This is a genomic window from Paenibacillus sp. 1A_MP2 (assembly GCF_052244825.1).
In the GTDB taxonomy this organism is placed as follows: domain Bacteria; phylum Bacillota; class Bacilli; order Paenibacillales; family Paenibacillaceae; genus Paenibacillus; species Paenibacillus vandeheii.
On record NZ_JBQQCS010000005.1, the window covers coordinates 327,492 to 345,368 of the forward strand.

16 protein-coding genes are annotated in these 17,877 nt (G+C 40.9%); all 16 read left to right on the top strand.

Annotated elements, in window-relative coordinates:
• The first annotated feature begins 8 nt into the window (after positions 1-8).
• Positions 9-1,148 carry a hypothetical protein gene (locus ACTWJ7_RS36355; protein ID WP_443146734.1) on the top strand — a complete coding sequence of 380 codons (1,140 nt, stop codon included), beginning with the start codon at positions 9-11 and terminating at the stop codon, positions 1,146-1,148.
• Between the two features lie 399 nt (positions 1,149-1,547).
• On the top strand, positions 1,548-2,444 hold the full coding sequence (locus tag ACTWJ7_RS36360) for a GGDEF domain-containing protein (RefSeq protein ID WP_443146735.1): 897 nt from the start codon (positions 1,548-1,550) through the stop codon (positions 2,442-2,444).
• 50 nt (positions 2,445-2,494) lie between these two features.
• Positions 2,495-3,487: an SAF domain-containing protein gene (locus ACTWJ7_RS36365; RefSeq protein ID WP_443146736.1), complete on the top strand. Its 993-nt coding sequence runs from the start codon at positions 2,495-2,497 to the stop codon at positions 3,485-3,487.
• Complete coding sequence (locus tag ACTWJ7_RS36370) at positions 3,484-4,161, top strand: hypothetical protein (RefSeq protein ID WP_443146737.1); 678 nt, start codon at positions 3,484-3,486, stop codon at positions 4,159-4,161. The genes ACTWJ7_RS36365 and ACTWJ7_RS36370 overlap by 4 nt, the downstream gene beginning before the upstream one ends.
• Before the next feature lie 3 nt (positions 4,162-4,164).
• On the top strand, positions 4,165-5,004 hold the full coding sequence (locus tag ACTWJ7_RS36375; protein ID WP_443146738.1) for a hypothetical protein: 840 nt from the start codon (positions 4,165-4,167) through the stop codon (positions 5,002-5,004).
• A gap of 4 nt (positions 5,005-5,008) precedes the next feature.
• Positions 5,009-6,883, top strand: a complete 1,875-nt coding sequence (locus ACTWJ7_RS36380) for a pilus assembly protein CpaF (RefSeq protein WP_443146739.1) — start codon at positions 5,009-5,011, stop codon at positions 6,881-6,883.
• A complete protein-coding gene (locus ACTWJ7_RS36385) occupies positions 6,868-8,913 on the top strand; it encodes a hypothetical protein (RefSeq protein WP_443146740.1) in 2,046 nt (681 codons plus the stop codon). The genes ACTWJ7_RS36380 and ACTWJ7_RS36385 overlap by 16 nt, the downstream gene beginning before the upstream one ends.
• A gap of 88 nt (positions 8,914-9,001) precedes the next feature.
• A complete protein-coding gene (locus tag ACTWJ7_RS36390; RefSeq protein ID WP_301882358.1) occupies positions 9,002-9,457 on the top strand; it encodes an ABC transporter permease in 456 nt (151 codons plus the stop codon).
• Positions 9,458-9,525: 68 nt separating this feature from the next.
• Positions 9,526-9,903 carry a hypothetical protein gene (locus tag ACTWJ7_RS36395; protein ID WP_443146741.1) on the top strand — a complete coding sequence of 126 codons (378 nt, stop codon included), beginning with the start codon at positions 9,526-9,528 and terminating at the stop codon, positions 9,901-9,903.
• A 13-nt stretch (positions 9,904-9,916) separates the two neighbouring features.
• Complete coding sequence (locus tag ACTWJ7_RS36400) at positions 9,917-10,471, top strand: hypothetical protein (RefSeq protein WP_443146742.1); 555 nt, start codon at positions 9,917-9,919, stop codon at positions 10,469-10,471.
• Positions 10,458-11,444 (top strand): hypothetical protein, encoded by a 987-nt coding sequence (locus ACTWJ7_RS36405; RefSeq protein ID WP_443146743.1) that lies wholly within the window; start codon positions 10,458-10,460, stop codon positions 11,442-11,444. The genes ACTWJ7_RS36400 and ACTWJ7_RS36405 overlap by 14 nt, the downstream gene beginning before the upstream one ends.
• A 311-nt stretch (positions 11,445-11,755) precedes the next feature.
• The gene (locus ACTWJ7_RS36410) at positions 11,756-12,703 is read left to right on the top strand and encodes a stalk domain-containing protein (protein WP_443146744.1); all 948 of its coding nucleotides are present in this window, start codon (positions 11,756-11,758) and stop codon (positions 12,701-12,703) included.
• Positions 12,704-12,719: 16 nt separating this feature from the next.
• Positions 12,720-14,255: a DUF5704 domain-containing protein gene (locus ACTWJ7_RS36415; protein WP_443146745.1), complete on the top strand. Its 1,536-nt coding sequence runs from the start codon at positions 12,720-12,722 to the stop codon at positions 14,253-14,255.
• The gene (locus tag ACTWJ7_RS36420; RefSeq protein ID WP_443146746.1) at positions 14,228-16,045 is read left to right on the top strand and encodes a hypothetical protein; all 1,818 of its coding nucleotides are present in this window, start codon (positions 14,228-14,230) and stop codon (positions 16,043-16,045) included. Before ACTWJ7_RS36415 ends, ACTWJ7_RS36420 begins: the two co-directional genes overlap by 28 nt.
• 51 nt (positions 16,046-16,096) lie before the next feature.
• Positions 16,097-17,206, top strand: coding sequence for a WxL protein peptidoglycan domain-containing protein (locus ACTWJ7_RS36425; RefSeq protein WP_443146747.1), 1,110 nt, complete (start codon positions 16,097-16,099; stop codon positions 17,204-17,206).
• A gap of 91 nt (positions 17,207-17,297) precedes the next feature.
• The gene (locus tag ACTWJ7_RS36430; protein WP_443146748.1) at positions 17,298-17,870 is read left to right on the top strand and encodes a hypothetical protein; all 573 of its coding nucleotides are present in this window, start codon (positions 17,298-17,300) and stop codon (positions 17,868-17,870) included.
• Positions 17,871-17,877: the final 7 nt, after the last annotated feature.

Consider the following 17,877-nt stretch of genomic DNA (forward strand, 5'->3'; position numbering starts at 1 on the left):
GTGATAGCATGAAAAGAATTTTTATTGCATCGTCTGATCCAGATGAATGTGAATGGATTAAGGAAGAGTTAGAAGATTTCGGTAGGGTTGTAAAAGCAATAGATTCTTTGGATTTCTTTATTTCTCAATGGGAATCAGTAGAATCGGAGATACTTATACTTACAGAGAACGTTGTTAAGAATACTGAATCATTCGAAAAGCTTCTGCACAATGTTAAAACAAACTATCCGTATGTAAAAATGGTTTTTCTCTATTTCAGAGATGCGGATGATTTTGTGAGGAGATTAACTGATATCGGATTGATCTGTATATCTTACAATTCGTTAGATGTCGGTGTAATAGAAATGAGAATCAAAGGAGAGCTTGGACCGGTTTCTGAAGTGAATACTCATACCGAGACTGAAGTTACCGAAAAGGTGACTATTGACTCGGTAATGATTAAACGCAGCGAAGTGGATGAGACTTCAAGAGAGTCCACAACCGAAGAATCTGAAGAATCGTCTGGATTACAGCACCCTATGGACGAACCGTGTAATGTCTCAATTGATGAAGTGGGGAATACGAGAAAAGCATCAGACAAGTTACTTAAGGTATTAGCCAATAAAGGTAATGAGTTTAAAACGTTTCTGAATAAGAGAAACAAACAATCTAATACATTAGATGTAGAAGGATTAAACTTTGATGCTGTATTTAACCAGTCTAGGAATAAGGTTAAAGTTAGAGATCGTTACATTGGTACAGCAGTAATTGCAGTAACCGGTGTGGAGAAGGGTGTTGGGTGCACACACACAGCACTTATGATAGCTAACTATTTAGCCAAGCAGAAGTTTTCAGTAGCATTAGTGGAAGCGAATGAATCTAATGAGTACAAGGAGATAGAAGCTGCCTATGAAGGTTTAGATGCAGATCTATTGAATACAGTGAGTTTCTTTATTAATGGAGTCCATTATTATAAGAACGAAAGTTGTATTGATATGATCTCTCTGCTCTCAGGGAACTATTCATACATCATTCTGGATCTGGGTTGCTATGATACAACTTCTTCATTTAATGAATTCTTAAGAGCAAACTTACAGATAGTAGTAGGGGGAGTAGTGAGTGGAAGCAAAACAAAATCCATACTTTCTTTCAAAGCCAGATTCACTTAGACCAAAGTAAGTGGAGATTATGTCTACCTCTAGCTGAGAAAGAATCAATTAAAGATATAAGCAAAAAAATGGATCGGCGTAAAATCTATCGTATACCTTATTTTCCTGATGCATTTGATACAACATCAGAAATAGATGGAGTAATGGAAAATATCTTGAAGGTCAATCAGCAACATAAATTATCTTTACTGCGTAAAAAAATGCTGAACATCATGGAATAAGGAGGAGGAGATTATAGAGCTTAATGCTTTATTTTTTGAGTTGATACTTACGGTTATTTTAATGTATGTGTTATATCGAATACCAGTGAAGAACAATCATTACAAGAGATTTGAGAGAATACTTCTTAGTTCTCAGATTATTGTACTGCTAATTTTGTATGTATGGGATTTATTCTTCATGAGAGTATTCTCTCAACTGTTATACGCGTATACATTCTATTTCATGATTAGGCGATTTAGTGGGGAAAGCAAACTAAGGGAAACAAGGACGACCTTTTTAGTAATAGGAGCATCAATTGTATTGGGTTTAACCCCCTATGCTTATGCAGCTTCGCTATTGTTTTCTGTTTTTATCGCTGTCAAAACATTTAAAGAAATACGAAACGAGATAAAATACTTTATATTATTGATCTTAATAAATATTGTTAGTTTGATCTTTCTGTACCAGGGGCTCGGTGGTAACCTGGATGCGCTAAGTAATGTAGTGACAGTTGTCAGAATTGCACTTTGTATGCTTCTTTTATTGGTAACGATAGACTATCAATCTCGTATCATAGAAGGAACTTACGTCAAAGCCATTACTGATTCATTAACAGGTCTTCTGAACAACAAAAAAATAAAACAAGTTATACGGTCAACGATTGATGCACAAGTGGATTTCAGTATAATGTTCTTGGACCTGGATGACTTTAAATCAATAAATAAAGCCGTTGGACACGCTGCTGGTGATGAAGTCTTAAAATCAGTTGCAAAAATAGTAAAGGAAGAATTTGATGGGATTGGGTTTGTAGGTAGGTATGGTGGAGAGGAAGTAGTTGCTATTCTAACAGATTCATACTCTGGCTCGTTACTGAAAAAAGCTGAAGATATCCGGATAAGAGTTGAAAATGAAGTTATATACCAGTCAGATCAAAGTGTACATGCAGTAACTGCGAGCATAGGTGTTTGTGACTGGACAGAAGAATGGTCTGCGGAAGAATGTCTCAAGAATGCAAATGAGGCAATGTATAAAGCTAAATCACTCGGAAAGAACAGAGTCGTTCATTACAACGAAATATGGGTGGAACAATATTAGTATATTAGTATATTGATATTATTATATATTAACATCAAAGGAGATTTACAATGTCAAAAATCCGGTTTCGGCAAAAACAATTACTTTTAGCAGGAGGGATTGGTGCACTTTCTGTATTACTGCTTTGCAGTATCTTTGGTGTTCTATATGTCAACCACTTGACTAACAAGTACACTGAAAAGCGCTTATCAGTAGAACAAGAACTTGCACAAACCCAACAGGTACTGAAAGAAGACATGATTAAGGTAGAAGTCGTCACCAGGAACATTTCATCTGGTGAACCCATACAGGAGAGTGATTTGGAAACACGTCTGATGCCACGCAATGCTGTATCAGAGGAAATGGTGCTTTCTAAAGAATTAATTCGAGGTAAGGTTGCAAAAGTGGAGTTGCCCACTAACACACCCGTTACCTCCACTGTAATTTACGAAGATGAAATCACTTCTAGAGACCTTCGTAGTCAAGAGTTTAGGTTGATGGAACTTCCCTCAAAACTTCAGAAAAGTGATTACGTCGATGTTCGTATAAAGTTCCCGTCGGGGCAGGATTACATCATCTTAAGTAAGAAGCGCGTAGAAGATTTGATTGACGGGACCGTTTGGTATCACATGAATGAGAAAGAGATTCTTAATATCTCTGGTGCAATTGTCGATGCGTACATTCAGGATGCAACTATTTACGCGTTGTCATATGTAGAACCTGGCATTCAAGAGAAAGCCATAACCACTTATCCGGCCAATAAAGCAGTACTGGATCTTATCGATTCGGACCCGAACATCGTCCAAAAAGCTACAACAGAGCTGGAGCGGAGAAATAGAATCAAATTGGAAGAGGCAATGAATGCAATGACTCCGGAGCAGAAACAAGAGTATAAAAATAAGTTGAACACTCAACAGATAGCTGAAAACCAAGCCAAAAGCGCACAGCCAACAACACAGCAACAATCAACAAACGATTTGATAACTGAAGCGGAATCAACTCCCCAAGTAGATACCGAAATGATCTTCAATGATCAAAATAGTGTAGGAGCTGAGACACCATGATGAAGCAAGTCGTATTTATCGGCGCTTTTGAAAAATCAGACATTCTTTTCTATATCGCAAAGTTACTCTCTATACATCACCGAGTCGCGGTTGTGGATGTAACATCCAATGCTGATTATCGTTACGCGTATCCTAAGATTCCTGAACAAACAGGGACCCAACAACATGATCGATTCGATGTGATCGAAAATATGACACTTGAAAAATATGAGCAATTAAAAATGGAAGAAGCCTATGACTTCGCCCTTATAGACATCAGTTATAAGGAAGAACTTCAACGCTGGCCAAATGCAGATCAGTACTTCCTGGTCACGTCACATGATAATGCAGTCATGCAACGAAACGCGGAACTTATGGATGCTTTCTTTCAAGGGAAAAGCCAATCGGACCTCGTCCCAATGTTCAAGTTAGTTCAAGAGACAACAAAATATACGGAACTAGTGATCAATGAGCTATTTGAGAAGCACCCCATTGATTGGAAAGAGACCTTTGTCTTTTATCCAGATGAAAGGGATATAGAAAGTAAACACATGAATCAGCAATTATCAATGATGCACATTAAACGGCTATCAAGTGATCTGAAGTTGGCGATACAGGGCGTTTTGGGACAGATCTCGGGGCAGTCAGATAAAGAAATAAAATCGCTCTGGAAGAAAGCTGAGAGGGGAAAATAAAACATGACAATTATATCGTTTTGGGGAATTCAGCATGGTTTAGGTGTGACAAGCAGCACGGCTGCAATTGCTGCTTTAATCGGAATGGAATACCAAGTGCGCACATTAGTCTCACAGCCGCAATGGGCAGATAATACGCTTCAGCGCATATTTCAAAAAACAGTCCAGTCTCAAAACCCACAGGGGTTCCAGACGAGTGGAGGGCTTGATGCTCTTGAACGGGCAGTCCGAGCCGGCAAGATTGACCGTGATGCAGTAAAGAATAACTCACTTATTTTAGTGCCTGACCGACTTGATATTCTCAAGGGTACAAATAAAAGTGATCGCATTCAATTTGATGATGCAAGTGAAGTCATTAATTTGATCTACAAAAAAGCCACTGAATATTACGATCTGGTGCTTCTCGATCTACATAGCGGCGGTAACAGCCCGGTAATCCAAGATGCATTAAATCAATCTGACTTGAATGTGGTTTGTTTATCTCAAAACATCAATGTATTAGAACGATTCTTCTTACAACGTGAAAGCATGCCTGAAGCAATCAAGAAGAAGCCATTTATCCTGCTCATCAGTCAGTATGATGAGGACTCCAAATTTAAAATCAGAAATATCTGTAATAAGTTTCGTTACAAAGGACCAGTGTTCTCACTGCCGTACAATACCAGCTTCAAAGACCACTCCAACGATGGTGACCTTCAGGGGTTCTTCCGGAGGAATCAGCAGCTGGCTACGTTCCATCCGAATCGTTTCTTTATCGAAGAGGCAAGGAAGCTTGCGATCCACATTTTGAATGCAGCGGGAGTCAACACAAGCATCAAACAAATTTCTGGGAAAGGAGCATAAGTAGATGGCATCATCGGGCATTATTAATTTTTTGATTATAGCCACTACTGTCCTGGGTTTTATCATACTTTTCCTATACTTGCTTTGGAAAAAACCAATTCGGAAAAATGATGACTTGGCCCAAGCGAGAGCAGAACAGTACTCCATTCCTGTTTTGGTCGACTTCACGAAAGTCATGATTAATGAATTCATTAACACAAACCTTATGGATATGGGTCTGTCAGGTGAAGAGTTTGAAAGGCGACAAGCCATCGTCAATCAATTTCGCAAATCATTGCGTAACACGGTTTCGGGAGAAATTAGCGACAAAATTTATGTGAAGCAGCAGATCGATAACATTCTTGAACGTGATTATGGAATTAATGAGACCAATATCGATCTGGTGCTGCCGTTTACGCAACCAGAAAAATTAACCTCACAGGATCGTTTCGACATCCTAATGCACCACTTCAAGAAAGAGCACGGCTATAAAGCACTGACATACATGATCGAAAAGTATGATTTAGGTCAACTCAAATATGTCATTGAAGATGGGAAAACCCCATCTTACATCATTACAGATGATGAAATACGAGAAATCTATCGAAAAGAGATCCGCAACCTGGATTACAAGGATAAACTCAGTATCGTTGTTCAGCGAGTATATCAGTTATACAAAGGGTTTGGCGTAATCGATGAAATCCGGGATATGACCATCGATGGAGTATCTGGAGGTGTATCCGGGGCACCAGAAAAAATGAAAACAGTGGAGCATGAAATTGAGTTGTTGGGCAGGATGAGATATACCAAACGCGGTAATAACTCTGTCTCGATTTTTCACAAAGGTAAAACGATTCACCTATCATTTTTGGAATTCGAATCAGAATTGGAAACTAAGCGTGTTGCACAAAACATTTACAAGCATAATAGTCCTGGTCCCTTAACAGAAACAACAGGCTATGTAGTGAACGATATGGCAGATGGATCGCGTGTTGTCGTTGTCCGTCCACCATTTGCTGAGAATTGGGCATTTTGGGTACGGAAATTTGATATCCCCAATCTATCTATGGAATTTTTGATTCCAGACTCTCATAAAAATGCCGAGCTACCAAGAGATATGCTCAAGTTTTTAATGAAAGGTGGGCAAACAACCGGATTCACTGGGAATCCGGGTGCAGGTAAAACATCATTGATGATGACTAGTATCGGATTTATTTATGCCTTTCTGAATTTGCGAACGCTGGAACTTATTTTCGAACTTAACTTGCGACAACTCTACCCAGGTAGAAATTCCATGGCACTCAAAGAAATACCAACCGTTCCAGGACAGAAAGCCTTGGATCTAAAGAAGAAATTGGATACGGATGTAAGCATTTTGGGAGAGGTAGCAAGTCAGTCCGTTGCTTCCTGGATGATTCAAATGACGCAGTCAGGCAGTTTGTTTACGATATTTTCCCATCACGCAGTATCGGCTAAGCAGCTAATTAAATGGTTCCGAGATGCGCTCCTATCCATGGACATACTTCAAGATGAACGATTAGCGGAGCAACAAGTCGCGGAAGCAATCAAATGGGACGTACATGCAACTCGTGATCATACGGGGAAACGTTATCTTGAGCGTTTCACGGAGATTAATCTGGTTCAGTACGACGAAACATTTTTCGATCGTACAGAAGATTACGAGGAGATGAAGAAAGAAAGCTTACGAAGACAGTACGGACCAATTTGGAAAGAAGCTAATGTTATTGAATATAGAGATGGAGGATATGTAGCTATCAATCCAATTTCTTCGGAACGAATCAAGCAGATGAAAGAAGCAATGCTTGAGGAAGATTGTATCGCATTTGATATGTTTTTAAATAAACATTGGGGAGGACAAGACCAATGTCTACCAGCTTAATCGTTCTCCTCTCACTTATGGCACTTACGAGTATCCCGTTGATTTACTACTTTTTTAAATCGAGGAAAGATCAGAAAAAAAGAGTAGATATCTTTAACGCTAGTCGTGTTCAAAAGCGAACAAACGCCAAAATGATGGTTTTTTATCAAAAGTCGTATGATAGATTCTCAGCGATGCCTATTCTACGGAACCAACTCATAAGTATTCGTAGAAGGCTGTCTTTAATCAATACCTATGACGAGTTCACCATACGTAAAGAAACCATGCGGATTACCTTTTTGATTCTAGGCTTAATCTTTGTTGGTATAACGTTGGTTGCCTTTGTCAGTTGGAGCTTTATCGCCATCATGATTGCGATAGCCGTAGCCATAGTGGCAAACGGACTGCTTATTACTATTTTTGTGAGTCGAGTGGAGAGTCGATTATTGAATCAGTTTGCAGATTTTTTGGAAGAAACGCGTCATGAGTATCAAGAAACACAGCGAGTGGATGATGCCCTGTATAACGCAGCTCAAATATCTCCACATGCCATTAAACTGCAAATAGAAAAGATTCATGATGTGATTTCTTCAGAAGATCCTCAAGCCCAACTAAGTGAGTACTACACGGTTGCCCCCAACCGCTATCTCAAAATTTTTGCTGGTGCATCTCACATGATTATGGAATACGGCGACAAAATAACTTCTGATGGATCAATGTATTTGGGCACGATCACTAAGATTGTTAAACAAATTAGAGATGACATGCTGCGTCGAAGAATGCTGAATTACCAACTACAGGGTCTGACAATGATTGCCTTATCGCCACTTCTTCTATCTTTTCCTGTTCGAAAGTGGGCGGAGAATTCTTTTCCAGTCACAGAACAGTTTTACAGTAGCAGATTGGGATACATCATATTAATTCTCATATTTGCTGCTTCTGTAATCAGCTATATGTTCGTTCGTAAGGTTGGAGAACTTGACGAGGATAAGGGCGGGGGTTCTTCTCCTAAGACACAGTGGGAAAAGAAAGTTTACTCTTGGCCGTGGGCTAAATGGATTATAGATCGATTAGTTCCTCAGCGGCATACAAGGGCGCATTATAAACTATCTATGCTTCTAAAAGAATCAAACTCGCCACTAACTAAAGAGTGGTTTTATATACAACGGTTGACGGTGAGTTTGGCAAGTTTTATTGCCGTTGTCATTCTATGCGTATTCCTGCACTACAATGCAGCTCATCAAATTCTAACGACTCCCACAGTAGCACAAGCAAACCTGTTGGGTTCGTTAACAGGTGATGAACTACAGCATGCGAATCAATTAACATCGTTTGACAACGCAGTAATGAATGATTTTAAGGAGGTGAAAGATCAATCAAGAGATAGTTTGGTTCAGACCATTGAAGCTCAGACCAGCATCAACATGGATCCGGCAATGATGGAGCAAACCATGGCTCGAATTTTAACCAAAATGAACACTATTCAGAATGAATACTTCAAATGGTGGGAACTATTTATAGCCTTCGGGGTAGCATTTATCGTCTATTACATACCGATGTGGGTTCTCCAGTTTAAGAGACGAATGCGTGCCATGGAGATGCAAAATGAGGTGGACCAGTTCCACACGTTAATCTCGATCCTTATGCAGTTTGATCAGATGTCAGTGGATACGGTCTTAGAATGGCTGGAACGCTTTAGTGTCATTTTCAAGACACCCTTACGTAAAGCTGTACTAAATTTTGAAAGTGGTGCAGAACAAGCATTACAAGAGTTACGTGAAGAAGCACCTTTTGCATCATTTGACCGGGTTGTGAGAAGGTTGATCCGTGCAAGCGAGAGAGTGTCCGTTGGAGAATCTTTCAATGATCTTAATATGCAGCAAGAATACCATGCCAAGGATAAAGAGGAAAAGATTACTCGGATTATTCTACAAAAAGCAGTGATGGGGAAGTTGATTGGATTTATGCCCACCAGTCTTTTAATTACAGCGTATCTGGTTTTTCCGATGATCTATATGTCGTATAAGAGCATGTCAGGAATCGGTTTCTAAATGATTGGTGAATTCAATAGGGTCATCGCATTTACTATTTTACTGTTTGATCAAACACAATCTATCAACTAAAAGGAGTTAATAAAAAATGAATAACGTACCAGATTGGCTGAAGGTAGCTGCAGGAATATTTCTAACAGTAACGCTAATAGCTATTATTGTTTATTTTACAGATACAGCACAAGAAAAAACTAAAGAAGCTGGTGATGAAATCAATGGTATTTTTAATGTAATGAGTAACTCCAAATACACTCAATACACCAGTGGTTCAAAAACAGGTAGCCAGGTCGTTAACGCAATCCGTCAGTACGCGAGAAAGCCTCAATTTGGAATAAAAGTAATTACGGGTAAAGGCGATGTTTCCTTCTACGGTAACCCTTTTACAAGTGACGGAACAGTCACTGCAACAAAAACGAATGACTTTGCTAAAGCAGAAGACCCTAAATCCCCTGCTTACATTAATTTATCGGGAATGTTCGAACCTAAAGTCGTTCGAGATGCTAACTCTGTTGTTGTAGGTATCGAATTTCAACAAGCTCCCTGATTAATTTCTCAAGTGTTTCCCTTCTCTCTCATAGGGAAGGGAAATTCTCAGAGAAAGGAACGATAAAGTTGAATCAGAATACACAAGATTTTATTTATTACGCAGCATGGATAATGATCTTCGCTATTGCTTTAGGATCGGCTGCTCTAGGTCTAGAACAACAGCAGAGATATCAGGGATCCATTCAAGAAGTATCGACAATGGACTATAGGTTATTTACTACTACTGGATCGATTGAAGAAGAGACATACACTGGCGCCGAAGTCTTGCAAAGCGTACAACGTATTCAGAGCATTAAAGCAGATATTCAGGTAGAAGGAATTACCTTCACTCCGTCCATTGACATTGATAACACAGATGTATCCATGGTTAACCTGAATAAATCGTACAAAGCAAAATATGTCCGCAATTCAGAGGGAGTAATTACTATCATCATTTTTACATAAGGAGGAGGGCACGTTGGGGTCTCAATTATCAAAATTATTTGCCTCGATTATAGGAATCATACTTTTGTTCATATATCCCTTGTATCAAAGTATGGAACGTCAAGATGACTTGGCTCAGATTGTTGCACACAATACCGTCACCCGATTTGTGGATGCGGTACGAACAAAGGGATACGTCACACCAAACATGTATAAAGAATTTAATGAGGAGCTTGCTACAACGGGTAACTTGTTCGAAGTCGAAATGGTACATGAACATAAACTTTACATTCCAGTGTATCGAGATCCAGCAAACCCGAATACGTTTGAGGGGAAATATGTCACGGATTTCAGTAATTTCTACACCGATGATATTATGAAAGTTTTGTTTCCAAATACAACAGAGTCTTTGCAAAGTGAAAATAGAAGATATCTCTTAGAGGTCGGTGATTTTTTCACGGTATCCATTAAAAACAAAAACAGAACACCAGCAACACATATGAAAGATATGTTGCTTGCTAGTAATACAGGCGATAACACCAAGATTTTTGTTCCATACGGCGGGATGGTAATCAATGAAGACAACTAACCTGGCAATTATATTTATTCTCATCGTTGTGCCGTTTTATCTAATCATGGACATAAGGGTATCGGATCAGAAAACTGTAAACCGTTTAGAAAAACAATATTCAGCAGCACTACATACAGCTGTTCAAGATGCTGCATACGCACTAAACCAAAATGAAAATCAAGATAAAGAGGCTTCTTATCAGTCTACTAAGTTCTTTAATGCCAATAAAGATGCAGCTATAGAAACTTTTTGGAAAACAATGTACCTCAATTTTGGATCAGGATCTGACCAGATCTCCCAGGCTGTCCTCGAATCGTTTGTACCGGTTATAGCAGTTACCGATTATAACGGGTTTCATCTCTATGCATTCACTGAATATATGGATACTTCAGGTCAAAAAGTCTTTAAGCACGCATGGAAGCCTGAAAAACCTTATGCATATTCGGATCAAGCTGGGAACAGTATCAATTTCACGTTAGACAGTTATGTAAAAGTATATCAAGCTTCAACTCAGACCTGGGTCGAAGGATATCGTGAAGAGTTGGAAGGACTCACTGATGTTCCGTTACTGAATAACGCAAAACTGTTTGATGAAGTACGTCGTAATACAATCGTAAAGTCGGTGCAGAAAGATGTGGCTTACTTCATAAACAAGCATAATACTTTTGCAACTCGACTGGGTAGTTATTATCAATTTAAACTCCCACTGATCCCTAATGAGGAATGGGTGAACAGCATTAATGACGTTGGAATCATGGCATTTATTCAGGGACTACCGGTGGGACACCAATTCTATAATAACTATGCATTTGGGAGCGGTCGGATTTTGAAAAAGAACGTAGTCTATGGGGCAGTAGACGAAAGTACAGGTCTTAAATTCTACTATCGTAGTAACTATCCATTAAACCTACGTGTTCTAGAAACCTTTACATCTGAGAAGGATGCAGCAGCTGCAGGATACATGCCTACTGACTCGCTGAATAAGAGATAAAGATATGGGTGTTGGATCTTGTGTCGGTTCATCCTTAAGGGAAGGATGGAGAAAGGATAATCATTCTCCTAAGTGGCCGCATTAAAGAGTATGATTCAGAACCGGCACAGAGTCGAGCCCCTAAGAATTAAATATGTTCAATTTAGCCGAAAAGTATTTAGGAGAAAATTTAACACCATGATATAATAGTAATATATTAGTTAATATATTGATTAACATCGAGTGCTCTTAATATTTAATGTCGGCTAAGAGAGATTTATTAATATGCCGATAAATTGTAAAGAGTCCAAATTGAAGGGAGAAATTTTAAAATGAAAAAAATCTTACTTGCTACTTTGATAGGTGCAATGGCAATTACTGCAACAGCAGGGGGTTCAACAATTCATGCGGCAAGCACTCCAAAGCAAGTAGAGGTACTGTTGAATACCGTGAAAATGAAGTTTCCTGATGCTAAGCCATTCCAAGATGGCCAAGGTAGTGTCATGGTTCCGATTCGCTTTGTATCTGAAGCGTTGGGTGCCAAGGTGACGTACTCCAAGGAAGGAAAAGTGTCCAAGGTGGGGGTCGTAAGCAAAGACCATAAGGTGGATATGACGATCGGGCAGACTACAGCCCTGGTTAACGGTCAGAAGAAAGACTACGGTACCCAGATTATCTTGAAGCAGAACCGGACATTCGTTCCGTTGCGTTTGGTGAGTGAAGGACTTGGCCAGAAGGTAGAGTGGGATAAGATTGGTCGTTGGGTCTGGATCGGTAACAAAGAGTTCCGGAGTACAGATGATAAAGTGTTTAAGTTAACCAAGTTAAGTGATTTTAAAGCATATACACAAAGTGAAGAATTCTTCAAAAATATTAAGCTTGAGAAATACAAGAATATTAAGATTATTAAGGAAAGTGATCTTCCTATCAAGTTAGGTGACGGACAAATTGTATATGAGATTAACAAGACAAAAGATTCAATACTAGGCGATGGAGTTCAAATCCGTAGCAGCCAGAGAGGGAACTCAATTACATTTTTAGTGAAGAACAGTTATGGTCGTGGTCGTGGAGTAGTAGATGCTGCATTTATCAATAATGACGATAAGACAGGCATGAATTTTTATCCCGTACTAAGTCGGTTGGATAAATTTAGAAACGGTGAATATCTTGATAGCTACGAAGGATGGAAAAATTTCAAAATGACACAGGCAGACTATATTCTTTTAAGAGATGGTGAGCTGGACGAATACGCTGTGGCCATCATTAATCCGTTTAAGTAAAGGAGCTATGATCTGAATGAAAAGGACCATCAGTTCCATACTCAGTTTAATAATCATTTTGTCCTCTGTGCTTGTACTTTTTACTTTTCAATCTGGTGAAGCTGAAGCAGCAATTTACCCTGTGGGTGCAAGTCGATATACGCAAGACGAAAACAATCCAAACCTTTACTATTTTGTTGGAATGGTGTATTACGAAGTTTGGAAAGACAGTGGAGGTAAATGGACTGATAAAGGGCATAAACCGGGAGATAAAGTTAGCGTTGTAGATGGTGGAACCTACCAGTTTACATTTGCCTCTGGTCGAAGAGTCAAAAATATCACAGTTAAACCTTTTAATTTTGACGGGGGCCCTACAGCAGACAAAATTTTCAATACTTCGCGTGGTGGAGAATTAGCTGAAAAGCCCCAGCAATATTATAATGATGCAACATCAAGCAGAAACTATGATAACTATGATAATACACCGGTATTAGGAAAAGGTACGAACTCTGCACGGAAAGAAGTTATCGTTAAAGATGGAGTATTATTAGCCAGGGCACAAGCAGTCGATCGAAGACTTGAGGAAGAAATAGAGAACAAAAAAGTCTTCCACCCAAATGTCGAAGGCTATCGCTATTTCTTCCCAACCCTGTTCACTATTGAGCTGGAACCGGAAGAAGGCAAAGCTGTGGTAAAATACTGGACCACAACTGGCCAAAGCCTTGATGGTGTAGACGGATTTGCCAACAAGGAAGTGAAGCTGGAGAAGGATAAGTCATACAACTTCACCCATACCGCTCCTAGTGAGAAGTACACGTATGAGGGTCACAAGAAAAGTACACAAGGAGATCCTTCGAGCTTATCTCGAAAGTCCGGAGATCCAGGACAGTTTGTATACAATGGCCAATATCCGAACTATTACGTGTACTTCTACTACAAGCTTAAAGGAGATCCACCACCACCTGGAGGACCAACTTGTACCCAACCGGCTCCAGGGCGCACCATAGATGGCAAGTACATGGATCCGGTCGTCACAGCCATGATTAAAGCCGATCAGCGCGGAAGTGAGATGTTCGATGTGCTGAAGGGTATTCCGACATCGGAAAGCTTGTACGGAAATGTCTTCAGTCGAGATTATTTGTTCCAGAACAAATTTGTGCAAATGACCGGCACATGCGAATACAAGGTTACCGTCTTGCAAAAATGGACCTTAACATGGATGGATCCCAGAACGGTTACTTCGCCTAATGGTCAAACATCTACGGTCTATGATATTCCGAGATCTGAACCAGATGAGCGGAGACCGGAGTACACTGTCATTCGTCCATACTCATACTGGACAATTGCTGAACTGGGAGTATATAACATCATGGAAGCTACGCTTGAGAACTACGCTTTTAGCGGTGAACAAATCGTGATCACGCCTGAAGGCTATACGCCACCAGACTTTACGGCCGACACCACCGGTGATATTTACCCTGCTCCAGATCCGGGTATCGTTCCTGGACCATCTCGAACGAAGCCGGGGGAACAAGCAGACCGTCTATGGATGAAGAAAATCTACAGGCAGTAGCCGAAGCTGCTGTTCCGGATGTGCAAGTCGAGAACGATTCGCTGATATTCAAGGGCCAAACTATCATGAACAAGCAGCGCACAGCGAAGGAGGGTCCGCAGCCTGGTCAAATCCCAGCTCCAGTGCATATCGGGAAAGACGTGCTGTACAGCCCGTACAACTATATACCTACTGAAAAAGTCAACAAGAAGGATACAACCAGCAAAGGAAAAATCAATTACATCCTGGCCGAAGGTAGCATCGATGCCGAAGAGGAGGAACTTGAATACGATATCCACAGCATTAACACCGTAACGGTCCATACGCCGGTTGTGAACTACTCTGCCGTGTCGGATGATCAGCCGCACAACCAGAAAACGAAGCCTAATATGAGCCGATCAGCATTGATTCTGGAGAGACCGTTTACCGTCCGGATCCCAACGTCTGGACAACACCTGGATGTTAGTCAGTATCCTGGATACGGAAATCGGGATTATGCCAAATATTTCCGGACTAAACAAGTGCGATTCATGTTCGATGTCTATACTGGCAGCCGAAATCAATTTATCCCGGCTAACACTTGGATCGACATACCGGTGAATCAACTTGATACTGAGTTCTATCTGCCTGTATGGGTAGATGAAGGTAACTACCAAGTGTATTTCCGGAATATCGCTGAAAATGCACCGGAGGGATATAACTGGCAGTCGGATGCAAACTTGGATCTGGCCAATCACGCTGCAGTAGACGAGGTTTCTGTGGAAGTAATTGGAAGGTTATATGATTTTCATATCACGGACATCGCAGACTACAACTGGGAGAGAGTATTCCGGACATTCGCCGGCAGCAAAGATCCGAGCGGTGCGAGCTACTGGGTAGGACAGAATGGGATTGATGGAGATCCCCGCGGTAACCTGGCGCAGTTCACCTTGCCGATCCGTCCCGGTAGTAACCCATTAACGGGTATGGGCAATGTCTCAATAAAAACTGGATACCACTTCAAGTTTGACTTCAAAACGAAGGGGAATATGTTCAATAAACAAGATGGAATTCGTATAACACCGACCTTCACATACGTCAGTAAGGCCGGTGGTACACCAATACCAGTTGACTTGTATTACAAAACCAATGAAAAACCGTTTGTGAAGATTGGATCTGCAGAGGACACAGTCCAGCGGTATGTCGTTTTAAATGAACGACTACGGAATGTTCCACTGGGAGGCATGAAGAATTCAGGGTACTGGAAATACGATCAGCACTTGACGGCAGCCGAGAAAATTGGAGTCGATCGAGAAGAGTTTATGAGGAACTACGTACTCAAATATACCAAGTTAAAAACGCCTGTCGGTGGGTACGATAAGCTCATTCTTCCAGAACAACTCAAGACCCTGATCGGATCCAAGGACATACCGAGTAATGCTTCCGTTACTCCGGAACGTGCAAATGCATCGATACAGCAGTGGTATGGGGAGTACAGTATACCAGCAGCTCCATATGTTGTCCCATCTGGAACTAATCTTGCGGAGTATGGCCGGACAAACGGAGGACTCACTGATAAGTCGCCAATCTTCTTAAAAGATGGCTACATCATAGTGAATTTTGACATCGAGTCTATCCAAGCAGGGAAGGTCAATGAGCCGCATTTGCAGTACATCCATGCACCATTGATGAACCAGTGGAAAGTGGAAGGGTACCAGAATTCGATTTTGGACTCATTTTTGAAGAGATACAACGTCAAGGATGGAGATGTCGTGTTCTACAACGCTGATAAATCCAGCCGAGATGACTTTAGCGCACAAGCACCACACTAATATTTACGGGGCTGTATCACTGCCCCGTTCCTTTAAAGGAAGGAGACTGAAATGAAATTTTTTATGAAAATCAGCTTACCTTTATTTTTTTTCGCCTTTTTTTGGACTTTCACGCTTCAAACACAGGTGAATGCTGCATCGGATGATGATTTTTTACTCTCGCCGGTGAAAGAAATTGAACAATCCAGTGGGTATTACCGGGACGTAGTTAACGGAGGGGAAACGAAACAGTATACGTTTTACCTGAAGAATCTCATTAAGACACCGATCGATCTATGGATCTATCCTGCAGATGCAGCACCTATGGTTAACGGTGGTAAGAGCTACGTGCTGAAGGGAGAGAAGAATACTTCCGTGGGCTCATGGACATCGCCATCACAAGCCCAGAAAGTCCGATTAAAACCACTTGAAAAGCTGAAATACGTTTACACCGTGAAAGTGCCCAAGGATCTGGATCCAGGGGAATATGTAGGCGGTATCGTAGCTGAACAAATACCTGATGAAGAAGCGAGTCCATCCCAAGTCCAAGACAAAGCAGTATTGCTAATAGAAAGGATTCCACGCATTGGTGTCCAGATCGTGCTGGAGAAGGACAAGCAGGCTGCTGTGCAAGACATGAGCATTGATGATTTCAAGCACAGTTACATAAGCAATGGTTATTCGCAGCTTACCGTCAAGTTGTCCAACACGGGTACCATCTTGCAAAGGCCAAGTGGACTTATCATGATCCGCGATGTTAACGGCAAAGGGATATTTAGTCAATCCTACGATGCAGCCGCTGAAGAAAAATCTATCTACGCAGGTAAGACAGCGGACATGGTCTATCACGTTAAAGATCAGATCCTGTGGCCAGGTGAGTATGGTGCGTACTTCGAAACCAACTTCAACGGGAAGAAGGTATCCAGAACTTTTAATTTCACGATTACTGAAGCAGATGCAAAACTTGCACAGGAAAGTCTGAGTAATGCAGGTCTGCTGCAAGGGCGTGGATTTATAGATTGGCTGAAAAATCATCCCTGGGCCATTATCGCTGGAGCCCTGGTGCTTATTCTAATTTTCGGAACGTTCTTCTTGTTGCTGTTCCTATTGAAAAGAAAGAAAAAGGACGAGCAGGATCTGCAACAAGTTAGACGACAAACCCTCCAAACACCACAGGGTTAGCGTTTCTTGTTTCAAGAAGGGAGGTGGTTTACATGTGATCGTTACATTGTTCGAAGGTGTCTGTTCAAAAATAAAAAAGGGATGTGAATGAATGAAACGATTATGGTTTGCCGCAATTTTAGCTTTAGCTCTTGCTCTGCCAACTGTTGCATCAGCAGAGGACATGGAAAAAGAAGTACAGGTGACTGGTGGTAATTTATTGGTCACGCAATCAAAAATGAATTTTACGGATATTACTCTTGCCGTTCGTCAGCAACAGAAGTCTCAAGCAATTGTGACATCGCGAGTTATTGACGATCGGGGCAATGGTAATGGTTGGACAGTAAGCCAGGCTGCCACTGATTTTGTAACAACAATCGATGGAGAGGATTTTTATATCCCTATTGATGCGGTAAAAGTGACGGCATCATTGAAAAATACGATTTCAGGAGTACCACTCAACTTCACTAATGGCGGCCATTTAGCCAAAGATCAAGTGTTGTCGCATCAGTCTACACCGATATTCTCGGCCGGCGTCAGCACGGGACAAGGAGCTTATGACTTTGAGCTTCATTACTCTCTTTCACTGCCGCAGATTATAAAAACGGGAGATGGAAAAGAAATCGGTGTTATTGCAGGAACGTACCGATCTACAATTACGACTACGGCTACATCGGGAATATAAGGAGGGT